Raw genomic sequence first — 16,795 nt, forward strand, 5'->3', positions numbered from 1 at the left:
ATTTCGCCGGGCGACGCGCGGTGTCGCCCCGCTGGGAGTACGGCAGCGATGGCCGATGGCACATACGACGAAACCGACAACAATTCCGAGACGGGGAGCGAGGCACCCGCGGCATCGGGAGATGTGACGTCCTCGACACCTACGGCGACCGACTCGACATCTACGGCGACCGACGAGGTCGCACCGACCACGTCGGAGGTCAGCCCCGAGACCGCACCGACAGAGACCGAGCAGCCCGAGGCGGAGCAGGCCGAGACCGAGCCGAGCGGCCCGCCGACCGCGGTCAGTCTCGGACTCCTCCCGGAGACATTCGTCTCCGCCGTCAGCACACAGCTGCACTTCTACGCCCCGACCGTCGCGCCGTTACCCGCCCTGCCGAACGATGAGCCCGACTCCGAGGAGCCACGCTCGTCCAACCGCCGTCGCAGCCGTCGACGCGGCGGTGCCGACGGGTCGGAAGACCGGGTGTCCTCCCCTCCCGCACGCCAGCGTCCGGTCGAGGTGATCACCGAGCCGCAGCGGATCAAAGGCTCCACGCGCCTGGAGGCAAAGAAGCAGCGTCGCCGCGACGGCCGTGAAGCCGGTCGTCGTCGCGCCGTCGTCACGGAGGCGGAGTTCCTCGCGCGCCGCGAGGCGGTCGACCGTGAGATGATCGTGCGCTCCAAGAGCGGCCGGATCCAGATCGCCGTGCTCGAGGACAACGTCCTCGTCGAGCACTACGTCGCGCGCAACCAGGATGCCTCCCTCATCGGCAACGTCTACCTGGGACGCGTGCAGAACGTGCTCCCCAGCATGGAGGCGGCCTTCGTCGACATCGGTCGCGGGCGAAACGCCGTGCTGTACTCCGGCGAGGTGGACTGGGACGCGGTCGAAACGGGGAACCAGCCCCGGCGGATCGAACTCGCTCTGAAGTCCGGCGACCGCGTGCTCGTCCAGGTCACCAAGGATCCCGTCGGACACAAGGGCGCACGCCTCACCAGCCAGATCTCGCTGCCGGGCCGCTACCTCGTCTACGTCCCCGGTGGCGCGATGAACGGCATCTCGCGGAAGCTCCCGGACACGGAGCGCGCGCGACTGAAGAAGATCCTCAAGGAGGTGCTCCCGGAGTCGTCGGGCGTCATCGTCCGCACGGCGGCCGAAGGCGCCACCGAGGAGCAGCTCACCCGCGATGTCCAGCGCCTCACCACGCAGTGGGAGCACATCAGCAGCCAGGTGCAGTCGATCTCGGCACCGGCGCTTCTGCACTCCGAGCCCGACCTGCTCGTCAAGATCGTGCGCGACGTCTTCAACGAGGACTTCACCCGCATGCTCATCCAGGGCGACGAGGCGCTGCAGACCATCAGCCGGTACCTCGAGTCGGTCGCCCCGGATCTGCTGGGGCGTGTCGTCGCCTACGAGGGGAACGGCGACCCGTTCGACGAGTTCCGCGTGACGGAGCAGATCGAGAAGGCGTTGGACCGCAAGGTGTGGCTTCCCTCGGGAGGCTCGCTCGTCATCGACCGCACCGAGGCCATGACCGTCGTCGACGTCAACACCGGCAAGTTCGTCGGTTCCGGCGGCAACCTCGAAGAGACGGTGACCAAGAACAACCTCGAGGCCGCCGAGGAGATCGTCCGTCAGCTCCGCCTGCGCGACATCGGAGGGATCATCGTCGTCGACTTCATCGACATGGTCCTGGAGTCGAATCGCGATCTGGTCCTCCGGCGGCTGGTGGAATGCCTCAGCCGCGATCGCACGAAGCACCAGGTCGCCGAGGTGACGTCGCTCGGTCTCGTCCAGATGACGCGAAAGAAGCTCGGCCTGGGTCTTCTGGAGACCTTCAGCGAGGCCTGTGACGTCTGCGCCGGGCGGGGCGTGATCGTGCATCACGATCCCGTCGTCAAACACCGCACGGGCCCCTCGAACGGCACGTCGTCGAACCGCCGCTCCCGCGGAGGAAACGGCTCCGCCTCCAACGGCGCCGCCCCCTCGTCGTCGCAGGGAACGCACGTGATCACGGAGGGCGTCAAGTCGGCGCTGGCCCAGATCGCCGCGTCCACGATCCACCACCCGGAGGAGGAGGTCGCGGTCCACGAGCCCGCCGGGACCGACACCGTCGAACCCGAGGCGGCCCGCGTCGACGCCCCGGCGGAGCGCCCGAAGAAGGCACGGAAGAAGCGGTCCGACTCCGGCGGCCCCAAGACCGAGAAGGACCTGCTCCTGGACTCCGTGCTGAGCGCCCTCCCGGAGCCCAAGGCGCCCGGCCAGGGACGCGGACGTCGTCGTGTCACCACAGCGGCGCTCACGGGCACGCCGGTCGTCCACGACCCCTCGGCCGGCACGGGGGCGTCGAGCTAAAGCCCGCGCCGCTGGCGCGCCGTCACCCTCAGACCCGAGGCGATCAGGCGGCGCACCAGTTCGCGCCCGCCGATGTGTTCCGCGCCGGCGGCGACCAGGCGACGATGGGCCTCGGCAGGGACGTCGTAGTGGTCCCGGTCGAAGCCTCGTCGGGGGATGCCGTTGCGTGCCGCGAATGCATGCAGCTCCTCCAGGTCGGTGTCACTGACCAGGTGTGCCCACAGTCGATCATGCGCGGGCCACATCGGGTCATCGATCAGGATCGCCATGGCCAGATCGTATCCAGCAGGATGTGGAGATACCGCCGCCCGCGACACGCGGGCGGCGGCTTTTGCGGCCGGGCGCGGCATCCGGTAACCTAGACCCTTGGTGCGTCCCGGTCCGTCCTCACCGTCGGTCGAAAAGAGCTTTGCTTCCGCACCAGTGACTTCCCAGTCTCCTAAAGACAACCGGAGCCGAGCGCTCCCAAGACGAAACAGGTGTGAAGTGGTTTACGCAGTTGTGCGCGCCGGCGGCCGGCAGGAAAAGGTCGAAGTGGGCACCATCGTCGTGCTCGACCGTCAGGCCGCCTCGATCGGCGACAAGATCCAGTTGCCCGCAGTGCTGCTCGTCGACGGCGACACCGTCACGACCGACGCCGACAAGCTCGCGAAGGTGTCCGTCACCGCCGAGGTTCTCCGCGAAGAGCGCGGCCCGAAGATCGTGATCCAGAAGTTCAAGAACAAGACCGGCTACAAGAAGCGCCAGGGGCACCGTCAGGACCTCACGCGCGTCAAGATCACCGGCATCAAGTAACCGCGAGGAGACGCAGAGATGGCACACAAAAAGGGCGCAAGCTCTACCCGTAACGGTCGCGACTCCAACGCACAGCGCCTGGGCGTGAAGCGCTTCGGCGGCCAGGTCGTCAGCGCCGGCGAGATCCTCGTCCGCCAGCGCGGCACGCACTTCCACCCCGGCGCCAACGTCGGACGTGGCGGCGATGACACGCTTTTCGCCCTCTCGGCCGGCGCGGTCGAGTTCGGCAACAAGGGCGGCCGCAAGGTCGTCAACATCGTCGCAGCCGCGGAGTGATCCGAGGTTCCACGAACCACATCGGCGAGGGGCGGGCTTCGGCTCGCCCCTCGCTTTTTCCGTACAGACAGCGGCTCGGGCTCGAGCGCAACAGGAAGGAGATGCCATGGTCACCTTCGTCGACCGTGTGACCCTGCATCTGCGCGCGGGCAAGGGCGGCAACGGCTGCGTGTCGGTGCGTCGAGAGAAGTTCAAGCCGCTCGCGGGCCCCGATGGCGGAAACGGCGGCAACGGCGGGGACGTCGTGCTCGTGGCTGACCCCCAGGTCACGACATTGCTGTCGTACCATCACTCGCCGCACCGCTCCGCGGGCAACGGCGGGTTCGGCATGGGCGACAACCGTTCGGGGGCCGCCGGCGAGCACCTCGAGCTTCTCGTCCCGGTGGGGACCGTGGTCAAGGACGCCGACGGGACGCCCCTGATCGATCTCGTCGAGCCCGGAACCCGGTTCATCGTGGCGCCCGGCGGCCGCGGGGGCCTCGGCAATGCCGCGCTCGCGAGCCCCAAGCGCAAAGCGCCCGGCTTCGCCCTCCTGGGCACGCCCGGGTGGGAGGGCGACGTCCTCCTCGAGCTGAAGACGGTCGCCGATGTCGCCCTCGTCGGCTTTCCGTCGGCCGGGAAGTCCAGCCTCATCGCGGCCGTGTCCGCGGCGCGCCCCAAGATCGCCGACTACCCGTTCACGACGCTGCATCCGAACCTCGGCGTCGTCGAGGCCGGTGACGTGCGCTTCACCGTGGCCGATGTGCCCGGCCTGATCGAGGGTGCGAGCGAAGGCCGCGGTCTCGGTCTCGAGTTCCTGCGACACGTCGAGCGCTGCAGTGTCCTCGTGCACGTCCTCGATTGCGCGACCCTCGATCCCGGCCGCGACCCGCTCACCGACCTCGACGTGATCGTCGCCGAGCTCGCGGCCTATCCCGTCCCCGACGGGCAGAGTCCCCTCCTCGAGCGGCCTCAGGTCGTTGTCCTGAACAAGGTCGACGTCCCCGAGGCACGCGATCTGGCGGACCTCGTCCGGCCGGACCTCGAGGCGCGCGGCTACCGCGTCTTCGAGATCTCCACCGTCAGCCGCGAAGGCCTTCGTCCGCTCTCGTTCGCCCTGGGTGAGCTCGTCGCCGCGCATCGTGTGGAGCAGGCCGCGGCTCCGGCACCCGAACGCATCGTCATCCGGCCGACCGGCGCCGACAGGGCGTTCGACGTCCGCGTGGAAGGCGGAACCTGGGGCAACATCTACCGCATCCTCGGTGAGAAGCCCGAGCGTTGGGTGCAGCAGACCGATTTCACCAACGATGAAGCGGTCGGCTACCTCGCCGATCGGCTGGATCGCATCGGCGTCGACGATGCTCTCTACCGCGCTGGTGCGACCCCCGGGGCGACCGTCGTGATCGGGGCCGGCGACGGCGTCATCTTCGATTGGCAGCCGGCGTTGAGCTCGGCCGCGGAGCTGATGACCGCCCCGCGCGGCACCGACCCCCGCCTGTACCAGGGTGGGCGCCGCACGACGAGCGAGCGGCGCGAGAAGTATCACGAACAGATGGATGCCAAAGCACAGGCGCGCGCAGAGCTGGAGGCCGAGCGTCGCGCCGAGCAGCACGGGTGGGATGTGGAGGACGACGCGTGAGTGCTCTCCTCCGCACCGACATCCCGGGCGCCCGTCGCGTCGTGGTGAAGGTCGGCTCCTCGTCGATCAGCGGTGAGAACGCGCACAAGATCGGCCCGATCGTCGACGCGCTCTCCGTGGCCCACGCGCGGGGGACCGAAGTCGTCCTGGTCTCCTCCGGAGCGATCGCCACGGGGATGCCGTTCCTCGCGCTCGACGAGCGGCCGAGTGATCTCGCGACGCAGCAGGCCGCCGCGGCGGTCGGTCAGAACATGCTGATCTACCGCTACCAGGAAGCCCTCCGCCCGTTCGGGATCGTCGCCGGCCAGGTGCTCCTGACCGCCGGAGACCTCGAGAACTCCACCCACCGGTCGAACGCCCGTCGAGCGATGGAGCGTCTCCTGGGGCTGCGGATCCTCCCCATCGTGAACGAGAACGACACCGTCGCCACACACGAGATCCGCTTCGGCGACAACGATCGACTCGCCGCCCTCGTCGCGCAGCTGATCGGCGCCGACGCCCTGGTCCTCTTGAGCGACATCGAGTGCCTGTACACCCGCCCGCCGGGTGAACCGGGCGCACGTCCGATCACGGACGTCGACGTCGGCGACGATCTGCGGGGCTACGAATTCGGCTCCGTCGTCGTCAACAGCGTCGGCACCGGCGGGGCTGCGACCAAGGCGTCGGCCGCGCGCCTGGCCGCGACGGCCGGGGTGGGTGTGCTGGTCACGAGCGCGGATCTGGTCGGTCCCGCTCTCGACGGCGCCCCGGTCGGTACCTGGTTCCACCCTGATCCCACCCCGCGCCCCACGTCCATGACCGGCTCCGTCCGCGCCGTCGATAGGCTCAAGGGATGAGCGTCACCGTGACCACCGCCCGTGAACGGATGGAACTGGCCAAGGCGGCTTCGCGCGGGATCGGCCTCCTGTCGGACGAGCGCAAGCGTGACATCCTCCGCTCGCTCGCCGATTCGATCGTCGCCCGCACCGACCGGATCGTCGCCGAGAATGCCGAGGACCTGTCCCGGGGCCGCGCGAACGGTCTGAGTGACGGCCTGCAGGATCGACTCCGACTGGATGCGCCGCGCGTCGCTGCTCTGGCCGCCGCTGTCCGTGACGTCGCCGAGCTCCCCGACCCGGTCGGCCGCGTCCTGGACGAGCGGGTCATCGGTGGCGGTGTCCGATTGACGAAGGTGAGCGTGCCGTTCGGCGTCGTGGGGTCCATCTACGAAGCCCGGCCGAACGTCACCGTCGACATCGCAGCCCTCGCCCTCCGGTCAGGCAACGCCGTCGTGCTACGCGGAGGGACGGCTGCGGAGCGGACCAACGCCGCACTCGTCGACGCGATGCGCGACGCACTGCGCGCGCAGGACGTGGATCCCGAGGCCATCCAGACGCTCGACGATCTCGGTCGCGACGGTGCACGCGACCTGATGCAGGCGCGTGGGCTGGTCGACGTGCTCGTGCCGCGGGGAAGCGCGCAGCTGATCGAGACCGTCGTCACCCAGTCCCAGGTGCCGGTGATCGAGACGGGCGCCGGCGTGGTGCACATCGTGGTCGACGCCTCCGCGCGCGAAGACTGGGCGCGCGAGATCATCGTGAACGCGAAAGTCCAGCGGCCGAGCGTCTGCAACGCCGTCGAGACCATCCTCGTCCACCGGGATGCCGCCGACCGGCTCGTCCCGGTCATCGTCGCCGACCTGCAAGAGCAGGGCGTGACCGTGCACGGCGACGCCGGTGTGGCGGCACGTGCGACGGATGTCGTGCCCGCCACGGACGCCGACTGGGCGCAGGAGTACCTCAGCCTCGACGTGGCGATGCGGATCGTGGACGACGTCGACGACGCGATCGCGCACATCCGGACGTTCTCGACGCAGCACACCGAGGCGATCATCACGGAGGACGAGGGCAACGCCGAGCGCTTCCTCGCGGAGGTCGACGCCGCCGTCGTCGTCGTCAACGCCTCGACCCGTTTCACCGACGGCGGCGAGTTCGGTTTCGGTGCGGAGGTGGGGATCTCGACGCAGAAGCTCCATGCGCGCGGACCGATGGGGCTTCCCGAGCTCACGAGCGTGAAGTGGCTTGCGCGAGGCGCCGGGCACGTCCGGGCCTGAACGCCTAAACTGAATACGACTGCGCCCCGCGCGGCCGACACTCGAACGGAGCACGCATGACACTCGCCACGATCCTCACCCTCGCAGCGGAGGAAGCCGAACACGGGAACGTCGCGCTCGAAACCGTGGGGTACGGGATCGTCGCACTCGTCGTCTTCGGCGCCCTGGCGCTGGTGACCGTGTCGTATCGCAATGTCGCCAACCGCCACTCGCACAAGGCCGAGGCCTACGCAAAGGCCCACGCGAACGACATCCAGCGTGCAGGACACGGGCACTAAGCCCACCGCATGACGGCGACACGAGCCCCGCGGATCGGGGTGATGGGCGGCACATTCGACCCCATCCACCATGGTCACCTCGTCGCGGCGTCCGAGGTCGCTCAGTCCTTCGATCTCGATGAGGTCGTCTTCGTCCCGACGGGCGAGCCCTGGCAGAAGACCGAGGTCTCGCCCAGCGAGCACCGGTACCTCATGACGGTGATCGCCACGGCCTCCAATCCGCGCTTCACCGTGAGCCGCGTGGATATCGATCGCGCAGGACCGACGTACACGATCGACACGCTCCGCGACCTCGCCGCGCAGCGTCCCGGGGCGGAGCTCTTCTTCATCACCGGCGCGGATGCGGTCGCACAGATCTTCAGCTGGCGCAATCACGACGAGCTGTGGGCGCTCGCCCATTTCGTCGCGGTCTCACGTCCAGGCCACGTGCTGAACACCTCGGGACTCCCGAGCGAGGACGTGAGCCAGCTCGAGATCCCCGCCCTTGCGATCTCTTCCACCGACTGTCGCGATCGTGTCGAACTCGGACACCCCGTGTGGTACCTGGTCCCCGACGGCGTCGTCCAATACATTGCCAAGCACCACCTCTACCGGAGCAAGGAATGAACACACCCGAGCAACCGGCCACCCCGCCCCTCACCCGCAAGCAACTGCGCGAGATCCGGAACACCGGTGCGACACCGGTGATCCTCCCCGCGGAGGCCGACGCGCACGCAGCCGCCACCCGGGAGGAGGCGGCCCCTGCGTCGTCCGAAGACCGTGATCTGCCCGTCGATGGCGATGTCCCCGAGACCGCAGACGCCGGTCCGATCGAGCAAGAGAACGACCTCGATTCCGACTCCGCACCGGCACCGGTCGCGGTGCCGGTGATCGAGGCCATCCCCGCCCCTCTCCCGCGTGCGGCCGACGAGGCGAAGATCGCCGAGACGCCCGCGCCCGATTCCTCGGTCGACCTCGGCGCCGCACCACTGACCCGACGGCAGGCACGTCAGCAGGAGCGCATCCGCACGGCATCCGTTCCCGTCATCACGCCTGAGATCGCCGCCGCCTCGCTCGCCGGCTCCGCTGCGCGCGCCGAAACCGAGCGAGCGTCGGAACGCGCCGACGAGCCGGCTTCGCAACACGACGCCGATCAGCGGGACGCTTTCGGCCAGAAGCTCGACGATGCGGGTGATGCGACAACCGACACCGAAGACCGTCCGGTCGTCGGCGCCGCCTTCGGCGCGGACCTCCTCGCCGGGGAGACCCCCGCCGTCGAGCTCCCGCCGTCGTTCGACCAGCTGCTCGCGCGCTCGTCCAGCGGATCGGCGACGGCGTCCAATGCGCTCATCATGACGCAGACTCCCGAGGTCTCTGCGCTCGTGGCGCCGGTGACCGCCACCGGCGAAGTGCTCATCACGGGAACCTTCAATCTGCCCGAGGGGCTGGGCTCCACCGGACACGCACTCGGCACGGCCGACGGCAAGGATGTCGATGCCGTGCTCGTGGACGGGGAGCTGCCGGCGCACTCGTCACCCACACCGATCGCCGCCAGCGCCGCTGTCAGCACGGTCAAGACGCCGGGAGAGATCATCACCCCGCCGGCGCCCGAGAAGGGCAGCCGTCTGACGCTGATCCTGACAATCGTCGTCGGTGCCCTTGGCCTCGCACTTGCGGGTGTCCTCATCCTCGCTTTCGTCACAGGAGTCTTCGCATGACCGACCGAACCGTCCCCCGCGAGATGCTCGCCGTCGCCGCCGCCGCCGCCGATTCCAAGGGCGGCGAGGACCTCGTCGCGCTGGACGTCTCCGGGCCGCTGCCGCTCGTCGACATCTTCCTCGTCGTCACCGGACGCAACGAGCGGAACGTCGCCGCCATCGCCGACGAAATCGAGGACCGTCTGCTGGAGCACGGCTTCAAGCGCCTGCGCCGCGAAGGACGCCAGGAGTCGCGCTGGATCCTGCTCGACTTCGGTGATCTTGTGGTGCACGTCTTCCACGAGGAAGAGCGCATGTACTACGGTCTCGAGCGTCTGTGGAAGGACTGCCCGGTGGTACCGATCGACCTTCCCGCCACGTCCACGGCGGACTGACGCCGGTTCGGCGGAGCGCTCCGGATGTTGTAAGCTGGGGGAGTTGCCCCGGGAGATCCGGGAAGACGTCAGGGCCTGTGGCGCAGCTGGTAGCGCACCTGCATGGCATGCAGGGGGTCAGGGGTTCGAGTCCCCTCAGGTCCACCGAACGATCCCCCCGGAACACCGGGGGGATTTCGCTTTGCGCAAACGAGATGAGCGTTGCGTCCGTCCACTACGGTGAGCACGTGATCACCACGCAGCCGCGCTGCCCGCACTGTCGCGGGTTCGTCTACCTCGACACCCTGATCTGCCCTCGGTGCGAGGGCGAGCTCGGCTATCACGTCCTCACCCGTCAGTTCTACGGCATCCGTCATGGCCGCGTGGTGATCGACGGCACCCAGTGGTACGCGTGCTCGAACCGGGAGTGGGCCTGCAATTGGCTCGTGAGCGAAAACGCCCCGGCAGGACGGTGCCTTTCGTGTCGACTCACCCGCCGGCGACCGGAATCCGACGACACCGTGGCCCTGGACAAACTCGCGCGCACGGAGGAAGCCAAGCGGAGACTCCTCCTCCACCTCTCCGACCTAGGGCTCCCGATCGTGCCGTGGCACGCGAAAGAGGGGGGACTGGGGTTCGACCTCCTCTCGAGCCTCACAGACGGCAGACCGGTGACGATCGGGCACGCGAACGGCATCATCACCCTGGATCTCGCCGAGAGTCTCGATGATCGGCGCGAGGCGCTGCGAATTCGTCTGGGCGAGCCGTACCGGACGATGCTGGGGCATCTCAGGCACGAGTCCGGCCACTACTACCAGAGCGTCCTCCTGACCGACGACCGCGCATGGCGGGCCTGCCGCGACCTCTTCGGCGACGAACGGTCCAGCTACCGCGATGCCCTCGACCGGCACTACCGGCTCGGCGCCCCCGAGAACTGGCACGAAACGTTCATCTCGGAGTACGCGACCATGCACCCCTGGGAGGACTTCGCCGAGACCTTCGCGCACTACCTCCACATCACCGGCACCCTCCAGACCGCAGCGAGCCTCGGCATCCACCTGGATGCCGAGGCGACGACCTTCCGCGACACGGACATCGTCCCCCTGGCCTCGTATCGGGACGAATCGGTCCAGCGCCTGCTCGATGACTGGGAATGAATCGCGCAGGCCCTCAACCGGACGAATCGGTCCATGGGGCACGGCGACCTGTACCCGTTCACCCTGGTGGCTCCTGTCCGCCGGAAGCTCTCCTTCATCCACGATCTCGTAACGCGGGCACCGCTGGACCCCGACGCTCAGATGGCGATCGCGACGGCGGTATCGGTGGACACCGAGCGGGCGTGATGCGGCGCGCGTACTCTGAAGGGATGCCGTCACCGATCCGCGCGGTTCCCGTCGGACTCTTCCTCGCTGCGAGCGTCGCGCTGGGCTCCCTCAGCCCCGTGCACGCCGCGGAGGACCCGCCGGACGCCACCGCGACGACGGGGGCGCGCGGTACCGCGGTCGCGGGGACATCGGATGATCTCACCGCGCACGCCGAGGCTCTGGTGGCGCGGATGGACACCACCGAGCGCGCGGCGAGCGTCGTGATGGGGCACCTGCCGACGACGGACCCGGTGGCCCTCGAGCAGTACATGCGTGAAACGGGCATCGGAGGGTTCATCCTCATGGGTGCGAACATCCCCGGGTCGGAGGGCGAGCTGCGCGCCATCACATCCGCGTTGCAGGTCGATCCGGAGCTTCCACCGCTCATCGGCATCGACCAGGAGGGCGGCGACGTCTCCCGACTTCCGTGGGACGACAATGCCTCCGCGCGGACCCTCAAGAACGCGCCGATCGCCGACGCGGGCACCGCGTTCGCCGCCCGTGCCGCCCTCGTCGCTCGCGCGGGCGCGACCGTCAACTTCGGCGTCGTCGCCGATGTGACCGACGATCCCTCCATGTTCATCTATCCGCGCGCACTCGGCACGACACCGCAGTCCGCCGCGGATCACGTCGGTGCCGCCGTCCGGGGTGAAGCGGGCCTCGTGCTGTCCACTGCGAAGCACTTCCCCGGCCATGGAGCAGCCCCCGGGGACTCCCATCGGGGGATCCCGGCCACCTCCCTGACCCGCGCAGAGTGGGAGTCCCACGACGGTGCGCCGTTCCGCGCGGCCATCGACGCCGGCGTCCCGCTGGTGATGCTCGGCCACCTCGCCTACACCGACGTCGACACCGCGCCGGCATCTCTCTCCTCCGCATGGCACGACATCCTGCGAGACGACCTCGGGTTCACCGGTGTCGCGATCACCGACGATCTCGGCATGCTCCAGGCCTCTGGAATCGCCGCATACGACGATCCGGTCGCCAACGCGGTGTCCGCGCTTGCGGCGGGGAACGACATGGTGCTGTCGGTGATGTTCACCACGGCCGACACGGCGCCGGCCATGGTGGCCGGGATCACCGCCGCGGTGGAAGCGGGAACCCTGTCCGCAGAGCGGCTGGAAGAGGCCGCCACCCGAGTGATGGCGTTGCGTCTGTCCACCGCCGCGCAGGGCGACACTCTCATGCCCTGCGCGGAATGTACCGCGGTCCTCTAAGAGGGCGCCGACGCGGGAGACGCCGCGATCTCGATCAGGTGGCCTCTCAGAACCGCGCCTCGCTCCGCGAAGATCTGCTGCCGTCGCCCGTACTCGGCTTTTCCCGCGGCCGTCTCGACGGTGATCGCTGCGTAGCCCCAGTCGGTCAGGTCGTAGGGGGAGGCCCGCATGTCGACCTCGCGGATGTCGCGGGCCAGCGCGAAGCAGTCGAGGAGGAGCTCACCCGGGACCAGAGGTCCGAGTTTGACGGCCCACTTGTAGAGGTCCATTCCGGCGTGGAGGCATCCCGGCTGCTCGGTGTCGATCTGGGTGTCACGCGTCAGCGGGAGGGGATTCCGAGGCGCCGCCGCCGGGGTGAAGAACCGGTAGGCGTCGAAGTGCGTGCACGCCAGATCACTCGACTCGACGACCGCGTCGGTGGTCGCCCGACCGAGCCGGAGGGGGATGTCGTGGCGGATGTCGGGGGAGCGGTAGACCATGGCCCACTCGTGCAATCCGAAGCAACCGAACCGCGGTCGCCTGCTCGCCGTGGCGACGAGGAGCGCGTGGATGCCGCCGATGAGCGCGGCCTTCTCGCTTCGGAGCGCGTCCCCGTCCACCACGAGGTCCTCGGCGGAGTCGGCGCGGCGATACCACCGCCACGACGATCGCTCGGTGTCGCCGGCGTCCCGGAGGACGACACCCGCGCCCGGATGCCAACGGCGCAGCAGCGCGGGCTTGTACCCGTAGTAGCGGAAGAGGAAGTCCATCACGGGATGCCGCTCGCCCCGGGCCGCCCGTTCCCGGTGCGCCCGGGTCATGGCGTCCGCGCGCTCCTCATGGCGGCGCTCGAGGTCGCGCCACGCGTCCGGCGCGAGCGACACGGCCGCCCTGCCGTCGACCGCGACGAGGCTCATGCGGCGTCCGGTGCCGGCCGGATGAGCTCGGGACCGTTGTTGCGCACGTTCCCCACAGCGGCCCCGACCACGCGAGCGTCGAGAGTGTCCACCATGCTCGGCGCGGCATCCATCGCGGCGTCCAGGACGTCGCCGACGTTCTCCGTCGACGGGTCCAGCCACGCGTCGGCATGATCGGCGTCGACCATCAGCGGCATCCGGTCGTGGATGTCCGCCAGCGCACCGGCGGAGCTGCGGGTGAGGATGGTGAAGCTCAGCACCCAGCGGGCCGGATCATCGTCGGCGCGACCAGGATCCCGCCACCACTCGTAGAGTCCCGCGAGGAAGATCGGGGCGTCGTCGGCCGCGTGGAGGTAGTGGGGGACCTTGCCCGCAGGACCCGTCTTCCACTCGTACCACCCGGAGCACGGCACGATCGCCCGGCGGGAGACGAGGGCGTTGCGGAACATGGGCTTCTGCTCCACCTCCTCGGCCCGGGCGTTGAATGCACGCGCGCCGATCGAAAGGTCCCTCGCCCAGCCCGGGACGAGGCCCCACCGCGCGGCCTCGACCCGGCGCAGCGGCGGCTCGGACTTCACCGAGTCGAGCACGATCGCCGCACGATCGGTCGGCGCGATGTTGAAGGACGGGACGGGGAGGTCATCGGCGATCACGTCCGCACGGAGCACCGACACCAGCTCTTCACCCGCTCGGGCCACGACGAATCGACCGCACATGCCGGAAAGCCTACGCGCGGGTGCCGACGTCGATCAGCGCGAGACGATCCCCACCTCGCGGAGACGGTCGAGAAGACCCGCGCCGTCGGATTCACTCACCCACGGGACCTCCGCCGCGGCGTGGTCGTTGACCGCGGTGCGTCCACCGGCGAGGACGGCTTCGGCCGGGGAGAGCTTGCGGATCGCCACCGCCGCCACGTTCGCGGGATGCTCGTCCGTGAAGGTGGTGTAGATCTCATCGTCGTGCTGGCCGTCATCGCCGACCAGGAGCCAGCGGACGTCGGGGAACTCCTCGGCCAAACGGCGGAGGTTGGCGAGCTTGTGGGCCATTCCGCTGCGGAACCACCGGTCGTGCGTCGGGCCCCAGTCCGTCAGGAGGAGAGACCCCGGCGGGAACAGGTGTCGGCGGAGGAACCGGTTCAGCGTGGGCGCGACGTTCCACGCGCCCGTGGACAGATAGATGACCGGGCATCCCGGATGCTCGCGGACGACCCGCTCCATCATCACCGCCATCCCCGGCACGGGCTGACGGGCGTGCTCGTCGAGGACGAAGGAATTCCACGCGGCGACGAAAGGCCGGGGGAGCGCGGTCACCATCACGGTGTCATCGACATCCGACACGACGCCGAAGCGCGTGTCGGCGCTCACCACGAACACGCGCAGGGGGATCGGGTCGCCGCCCTCGACCGTGACTTCCACGTTCTGCCATCCGGCGGGGAGCGATGCGGGCAGTCGGGTGTCGATGACACCGCCGCGATCGGCCACCACCTCGTGCGTGCGATCCCCGATCCGGACGGTGACCTGCGCGTAGCCGACGGGGACGGCCACGAAGCTCCGCCACCCCCGCACGCTCTCCCAGCCGCCGGAACGCCGCGCACGGCCGCCCGCCCTCGGCGGAACGATGAGGACCCTCCCGAGCACACGCACCCAGTCCTCTCCGCCGTACCCGGGGAACGGGGTCACGGTCGGGGTGAGTCCGCGCGCACGCGCACGCCGTTCGCGCCACGCGTGGAAGCGGTACTCCCACCGGGCGAGCCAGAGGATGTTAGGACGATCGGGGCGGGGGGCGCGCGAAGCCATCGCTTCAGTCTTCCATGCTCTCGCGCAGCGTCGTGGACGCCTCCGAGCCGTCGTCCCCCGTGTCGAGGTGCTTGCGCTCGACGCGTTCGATGATCTTCTTCGACACGAACACCAGGACGAGGAAGACGAGGATCACTCCGACGAAGAGGTATCCCGCGAAGTGGATCCGGTCGGCGAGTTCGCGGTACGTGCCGGCGGCAGCGGCGGCGACACCGACGTAGAGGAACGCCCAGATCGTGCACGCCGGCACCGTCCAGGCGAGGAAGCGGCGGTAGGGATACCCGCTCATCCCCACGGTGAGGGGGACGAGCGAATGCAGGACCGGAAGGAATCGGGAGAGGAAGATCGCCGGCCCCCCGCGACGTCGGAGGTAGCGCTCCGAACGGACCCAGTTCTCTTCGCCGATACGGCGACCGAGCCGGGACCGGCGGATCGCCGGGCCGAGCCACCTCCCCAGGAAGAACCCGATGGTCTCCCCGGCGAGCGCACCGACGACGACCACGACCCCCAGGAAGATCCCCTCTCCGACCGACGCCACGGCCGTGCCGGCGACGATGACGATGGTGTCGCCGGGAACGACCAGTCCGATCAGCACGCTCGTCTCGAGCATGATGGCGATCCCCGCGACGATGGTGCGGATCGCGGGATCGACGGACTGCACCGTGTCGAGCAGCCAGGTGAGGATCTCGTTCACACCCTCGAGCCTAGATCGCCGGCATCGCCCCTAGCCTGGAGGACGTGACGGCGTCGACGACGGTGGAGCTCCCCGAGTGGGCGGACCCTGAAGCGGTCTTCGCGGTCTGGGAGCAGCGCTCGGACGATGTCTTCTGGCTGGATGCCGGGCCTGACGCGACGACCGGATGGAGCTGGGTCGGGACGGGTAGCCGCGCCTCGGACGAGGCGGTCGCCGCGGTTCCGGCGGGCGGCGAGGTGTCCGCGTCCGTCTCGGCGGGTCCGCTCGCCGGTGGATGGGTGGGGTGGATGCCGTACGACCGGGCCGCCGCGCTGGCCGGCGCTCCCGCGACGGAGGAGCCCGGACTCGCCGCCGGCCGCTGGGTGCACGCCGACGCCGTGGTCGGTTTCGATCACGCTCACCGCCGTGTGCGGATCCGCGCGACACCCGCCGATCTTCCGGATCTCATCGACCTCGTGCGGCGGGCGCCGTCGCCCGCGCCACCGCCGCCCGCGGCGGCGTCACAGGCACGGACACGCCACACTCCGACCCGTTACCGCGCGCTGATCGCCGCGTGCCGCGATGCCATCCGCGAGGGCGACGCCTACCAGCTCTGCCTCACCACACGTTTCGACGTCGACGGCATCGAGGATGCGGCATCCGTCTACCGCCGGTTGCGCGCGCTGACGCCGGCACACCACGGCGGATTCATCCGCATCGGCGACACGAGTCTGCTCAGCGCGAGTCCGGAGCAGTTCCTCGGTGTCCACGGCGGACGGGTCCAGACCCGTCCGATCAAGGGCACGCGCCCGCGAGGTGCCACCCCGGAGGAGGACCGGGCGCTGGCCGCGGATCTCGCGGCGGACCCGAAGGAGCGCGCGGAGAACGTCATGATCGTCGACCTCATGCGCAACGACCTCGCGCGCGTGTGCACGCCCGGCTCGGTGGGCGTGGATCACCTCCTCGAGGTCGAGACGTATCCCGCGGTCCACCAACTGGTGAGCACGGTCTCGGGCGCCCTGCGACCGGACGTCACCGTGGGCGCTCTGATGGCCGCCACCTTCCCGGCCGGCAGCATGACCGGCGCTCCGAAGCTCTCCGCCATGACGCTGCTGCATGACCTGGAGGCGGCGCCGCGCGGCGTGTACTCGGGCGCGTTCGGGTGGGTCGGGGCCGATGGTGCGCTCGATCTCGCCATGACCATTCGCTCGATCGTCGTCACGGGCGCTCGCGCGTACGTGGGTGCGGGCGGCGGGATCACGTGGCGATCGCGGCCGGATGCCGAGGTCGCCGAGGTCGGCATCAAGGCGCGCGGGCCCCTCTCCGCGCTCGGCGCCCCCGTCCCTGACGGCTGGTGAACGGCCCGTTCCGCTAGCCTGGACGTTGCGCTCTCGCGCGACACCCGG

The 16,795-nt window shown here is 69.6% G+C and carries 17 protein-coding genes, 1 tRNA gene and 1 pseudogene; 14 read left to right on the forward strand and 5 right to left on the reverse strand.

Annotated features, from left to right (window positions below):
* The first annotated feature begins 48 nt into the window (after positions 1-48).
* Complete coding sequence (locus AB0O93_RS05010) at positions 49-2,337, forward strand: Rne/Rng family ribonuclease (RefSeq protein WP_363341142.1); 2,289 nt, start codon at positions 49-51, stop codon at positions 2,335-2,337.
* On the opposite strand, the gene AB0O93_RS05015 is transcribed toward AB0O93_RS05010, so the two are convergent.
* Positions 2,334-2,606, reverse strand: a complete 273-nt coding sequence (locus AB0O93_RS05015) for a DUF4031 domain-containing protein (RefSeq protein WP_363341144.1) — start codon at positions 2,604-2,606, stop codon at positions 2,334-2,336. The two genes, AB0O93_RS05010 and AB0O93_RS05015, sit on opposite strands and share 4 nt — an antisense overlap.
* A gap of 217 nt (positions 2,607-2,823) precedes the next feature.
* Between AB0O93_RS05015 and rplU the strand changes: the two genes are divergently transcribed.
* The 12 genes and pseudogenes from rplU to AB0O93_RS05075 all read left to right on the forward strand — a co-directional run bounded on the left by rplU (position 2,824) and on the right by AB0O93_RS05075 (position 12,024).
* Positions 2,824-3,132: a 50S ribosomal protein L21 gene (gene rplU, locus AB0O93_RS05020; RefSeq protein WP_053548269.1), complete on the forward strand. Its 309-nt coding sequence runs from the start codon at positions 2,824-2,826 to the stop codon at positions 3,130-3,132.
* Between the two features lie 18 nt (positions 3,133-3,150).
* Positions 3,151-3,408, forward strand: coding sequence for a 50S ribosomal protein L27 (gene rpmA, locus AB0O93_RS05025; protein WP_053548268.1), 258 nt, complete (start codon positions 3,151-3,153; stop codon positions 3,406-3,408).
* A 106-nt stretch (positions 3,409-3,514) separates the two neighbouring features.
* A complete protein-coding gene (gene obgE / locus AB0O93_RS05030; protein WP_363341147.1) occupies positions 3,515-5,026 on the forward strand; it encodes a GTPase ObgE in 1,512 nt (503 codons plus the stop codon).
* Complete coding sequence (gene proB / locus AB0O93_RS05035) at positions 5,023-5,862, forward strand: glutamate 5-kinase (protein WP_363341149.1); 840 nt, start codon at positions 5,023-5,025, stop codon at positions 5,860-5,862. The genes obgE and proB overlap by 4 nt, the downstream gene beginning before the upstream one ends.
* A complete protein-coding gene (locus AB0O93_RS05040) occupies positions 5,859-7,118 on the forward strand; it encodes a glutamate-5-semialdehyde dehydrogenase (RefSeq protein WP_363341151.1) in 1,260 nt (419 codons plus the stop codon). Before proB ends, AB0O93_RS05040 begins: the two co-directional genes overlap by 4 nt.
* A gap of 56 nt (positions 7,119-7,174) precedes the next feature.
* Positions 7,175-7,396 (forward strand): hypothetical protein, encoded by a 222-nt coding sequence (locus AB0O93_RS05045; protein ID WP_053548264.1) that lies wholly within the window; start codon positions 7,175-7,177, stop codon positions 7,394-7,396.
* Positions 7,397-7,405: 9 nt separating this feature from the next.
* Entirely contained in the window at positions 7,406-8,002 is a 597-nt protein-coding gene (gene nadD, locus AB0O93_RS05050) for a nicotinate-nucleotide adenylyltransferase (RefSeq protein ID WP_363341153.1), read from the forward strand.
* A complete protein-coding gene (locus tag AB0O93_RS05055) occupies positions 7,999-9,093 on the forward strand; it encodes a hypothetical protein (RefSeq protein WP_363341155.1) in 1,095 nt (364 codons plus the stop codon). Before nadD ends, AB0O93_RS05055 begins: the two co-directional genes overlap by 4 nt.
* On the forward strand, positions 9,090-9,467 hold the full coding sequence (gene rsfS, locus AB0O93_RS05060) for a ribosome silencing factor (RefSeq protein WP_301135355.1): 378 nt from the start codon (positions 9,090-9,092) through the stop codon (positions 9,465-9,467). Before AB0O93_RS05055 ends, rsfS begins: the two co-directional genes overlap by 4 nt.
* A 71-nt stretch (positions 9,468-9,538) precedes the next feature.
* Positions 9,539-9,611: transfer RNA gene (locus tag AB0O93_RS05065), tRNA-Ala, on the forward strand.
* A gap of 83 nt (positions 9,612-9,694) precedes the next feature.
* A pseudogene (locus tag AB0O93_RS05070) lies at positions 9,695-10,789 on the forward strand (putative zinc-binding metallopeptidase).
* A 23-nt stretch (positions 10,790-10,812) separates the two neighbouring features.
* Positions 10,813-12,024, forward strand: coding sequence for a glycoside hydrolase family 3 N-terminal domain-containing protein (locus tag AB0O93_RS05075; protein ID WP_363341157.1), 1,212 nt, complete (start codon positions 10,813-10,815; stop codon positions 12,022-12,024).
* On the opposite strand, the gene AB0O93_RS05080 is transcribed toward AB0O93_RS05075, so the two are convergent.
* The 4 genes from AB0O93_RS05080 to AB0O93_RS05095 are packed head-to-tail and all read right to left on the reverse strand — an operon-like array spanning position 12,021 to position 15,410.
* Positions 12,021-12,920: a 3-methyladenine DNA glycosylase gene (locus tag AB0O93_RS05080; RefSeq protein WP_363341159.1), complete on the reverse strand. Its 900-nt coding sequence runs from the start codon at positions 12,918-12,920 to the stop codon at positions 12,021-12,023. The genes AB0O93_RS05075 and AB0O93_RS05080 overlap by 4 nt on opposite strands.
* A complete protein-coding gene (locus AB0O93_RS05085) occupies positions 12,917-13,636 on the reverse strand; it encodes an SOS response-associated peptidase (RefSeq protein ID WP_363341161.1) in 720 nt (239 codons plus the stop codon). Before AB0O93_RS05085 ends, AB0O93_RS05080 begins: the two co-directional genes overlap by 4 nt.
* 33 nt (positions 13,637-13,669) lie before the next feature.
* Positions 13,670-14,716, reverse strand: coding sequence for a phosphatase domain-containing protein (locus tag AB0O93_RS05090; protein ID WP_363341163.1), 1,047 nt, complete (start codon positions 14,714-14,716; stop codon positions 13,670-13,672).
* 4 nt (positions 14,717-14,720) lie between these two features.
* The gene (locus AB0O93_RS05095) at positions 14,721-15,410 is read right to left on the reverse strand and encodes a DedA family protein (RefSeq protein WP_363341165.1); all 690 of its coding nucleotides are present in this window, start codon (positions 15,408-15,410) and stop codon (positions 14,721-14,723) included.
* A gap of 44 nt (positions 15,411-15,454) precedes the next feature.
* On the opposite strand from AB0O93_RS05095, the gene pabB reads away from it, so the two are divergent.
* The gene (gene pabB / locus AB0O93_RS05100) at positions 15,455-16,747 is read left to right on the forward strand and encodes an aminodeoxychorismate synthase component I (protein ID WP_363341167.1); all 1,293 of its coding nucleotides are present in this window, start codon (positions 15,455-15,457) and stop codon (positions 16,745-16,747) included.
* The last annotated feature ends 48 nt before the right edge of the window (positions 16,748-16,795 follow it).

The organism is Microbacterium sp. NPDC077184 (genome assembly GCF_040687055.1).
Lineage (GTDB): Bacteria > Actinomycetota > Actinomycetes > Actinomycetales > Microbacteriaceae > Microbacterium.

Excerpts from the sequence above, each read along its gene's own strand:
- AB0O93_RS05010 (WP_363341142.1), top strand. The coding sequence starts at position 49 with ATGGCCGATGGCACATACGACGAAACCGACAACAATTCCGAGACGGGG.
- AB0O93_RS05015 (WP_363341144.1), bottom strand. The coding sequence starts at position 2,606 with ATGGCGATCCTGATCGATGACCCGATGTGGCCCGCGCATGATCGACTG.
- rpmA (WP_053548268.1), top strand. The coding sequence starts at position 3,151 with ATGGCACACAAAAAGGGCGCAAGCTCTACCCGTAACGGTCGCGACTCC.
- obgE (WP_363341147.1), top strand. The coding sequence starts at position 3,515 with ATGGTCACCTTCGTCGACCGTGTGACCCTGCATCTGCGCGCGGGCAAG.
- AB0O93_RS05040 (WP_363341151.1), top strand. The coding sequence starts at position 5,859 with ATGAGCGTCACCGTGACCACCGCCCGTGAACGGATGGAACTGGCCAAG.
- AB0O93_RS05045 (WP_053548264.1), top strand. The coding sequence starts at position 7,175 with ATGACACTCGCCACGATCCTCACCCTCGCAGCGGAGGAAGCCGAACAC.
- nadD (WP_363341153.1), top strand. The coding sequence starts at position 7,406 with ATGACGGCGACACGAGCCCCGCGGATCGGGGTGATGGGCGGCACATTC.
- AB0O93_RS05055 (WP_363341155.1), top strand. The coding sequence starts at position 7,999 with ATGAACACACCCGAGCAACCGGCCACCCCGCCCCTCACCCGCAAGCAA.
- rsfS (WP_301135355.1), top strand. The coding sequence starts at position 9,090 with ATGACCGACCGAACCGTCCCCCGCGAGATGCTCGCCGTCGCCGCCGCC.
- AB0O93_RS05075 (WP_363341157.1), top strand. The coding sequence starts at position 10,813 with ATGCCGTCACCGATCCGCGCGGTTCCCGTCGGACTCTTCCTCGCTGCG.
- AB0O93_RS05080 (WP_363341159.1), bottom strand. The coding sequence starts at position 12,920 with ATGAGCCTCGTCGCGGTCGACGGCAGGGCGGCCGTGTCGCTCGCGCCG.
- AB0O93_RS05085 (WP_363341161.1), bottom strand. The coding sequence starts at position 13,636 with ATGTGCGGTCGATTCGTCGTGGCCCGAGCGGGTGAAGAGCTGGTGTCG.
- AB0O93_RS05090 (WP_363341163.1), bottom strand. The coding sequence starts at position 14,716 with ATGGCTTCGCGCGCCCCCCGCCCCGATCGTCCTAACATCCTCTGGCTC.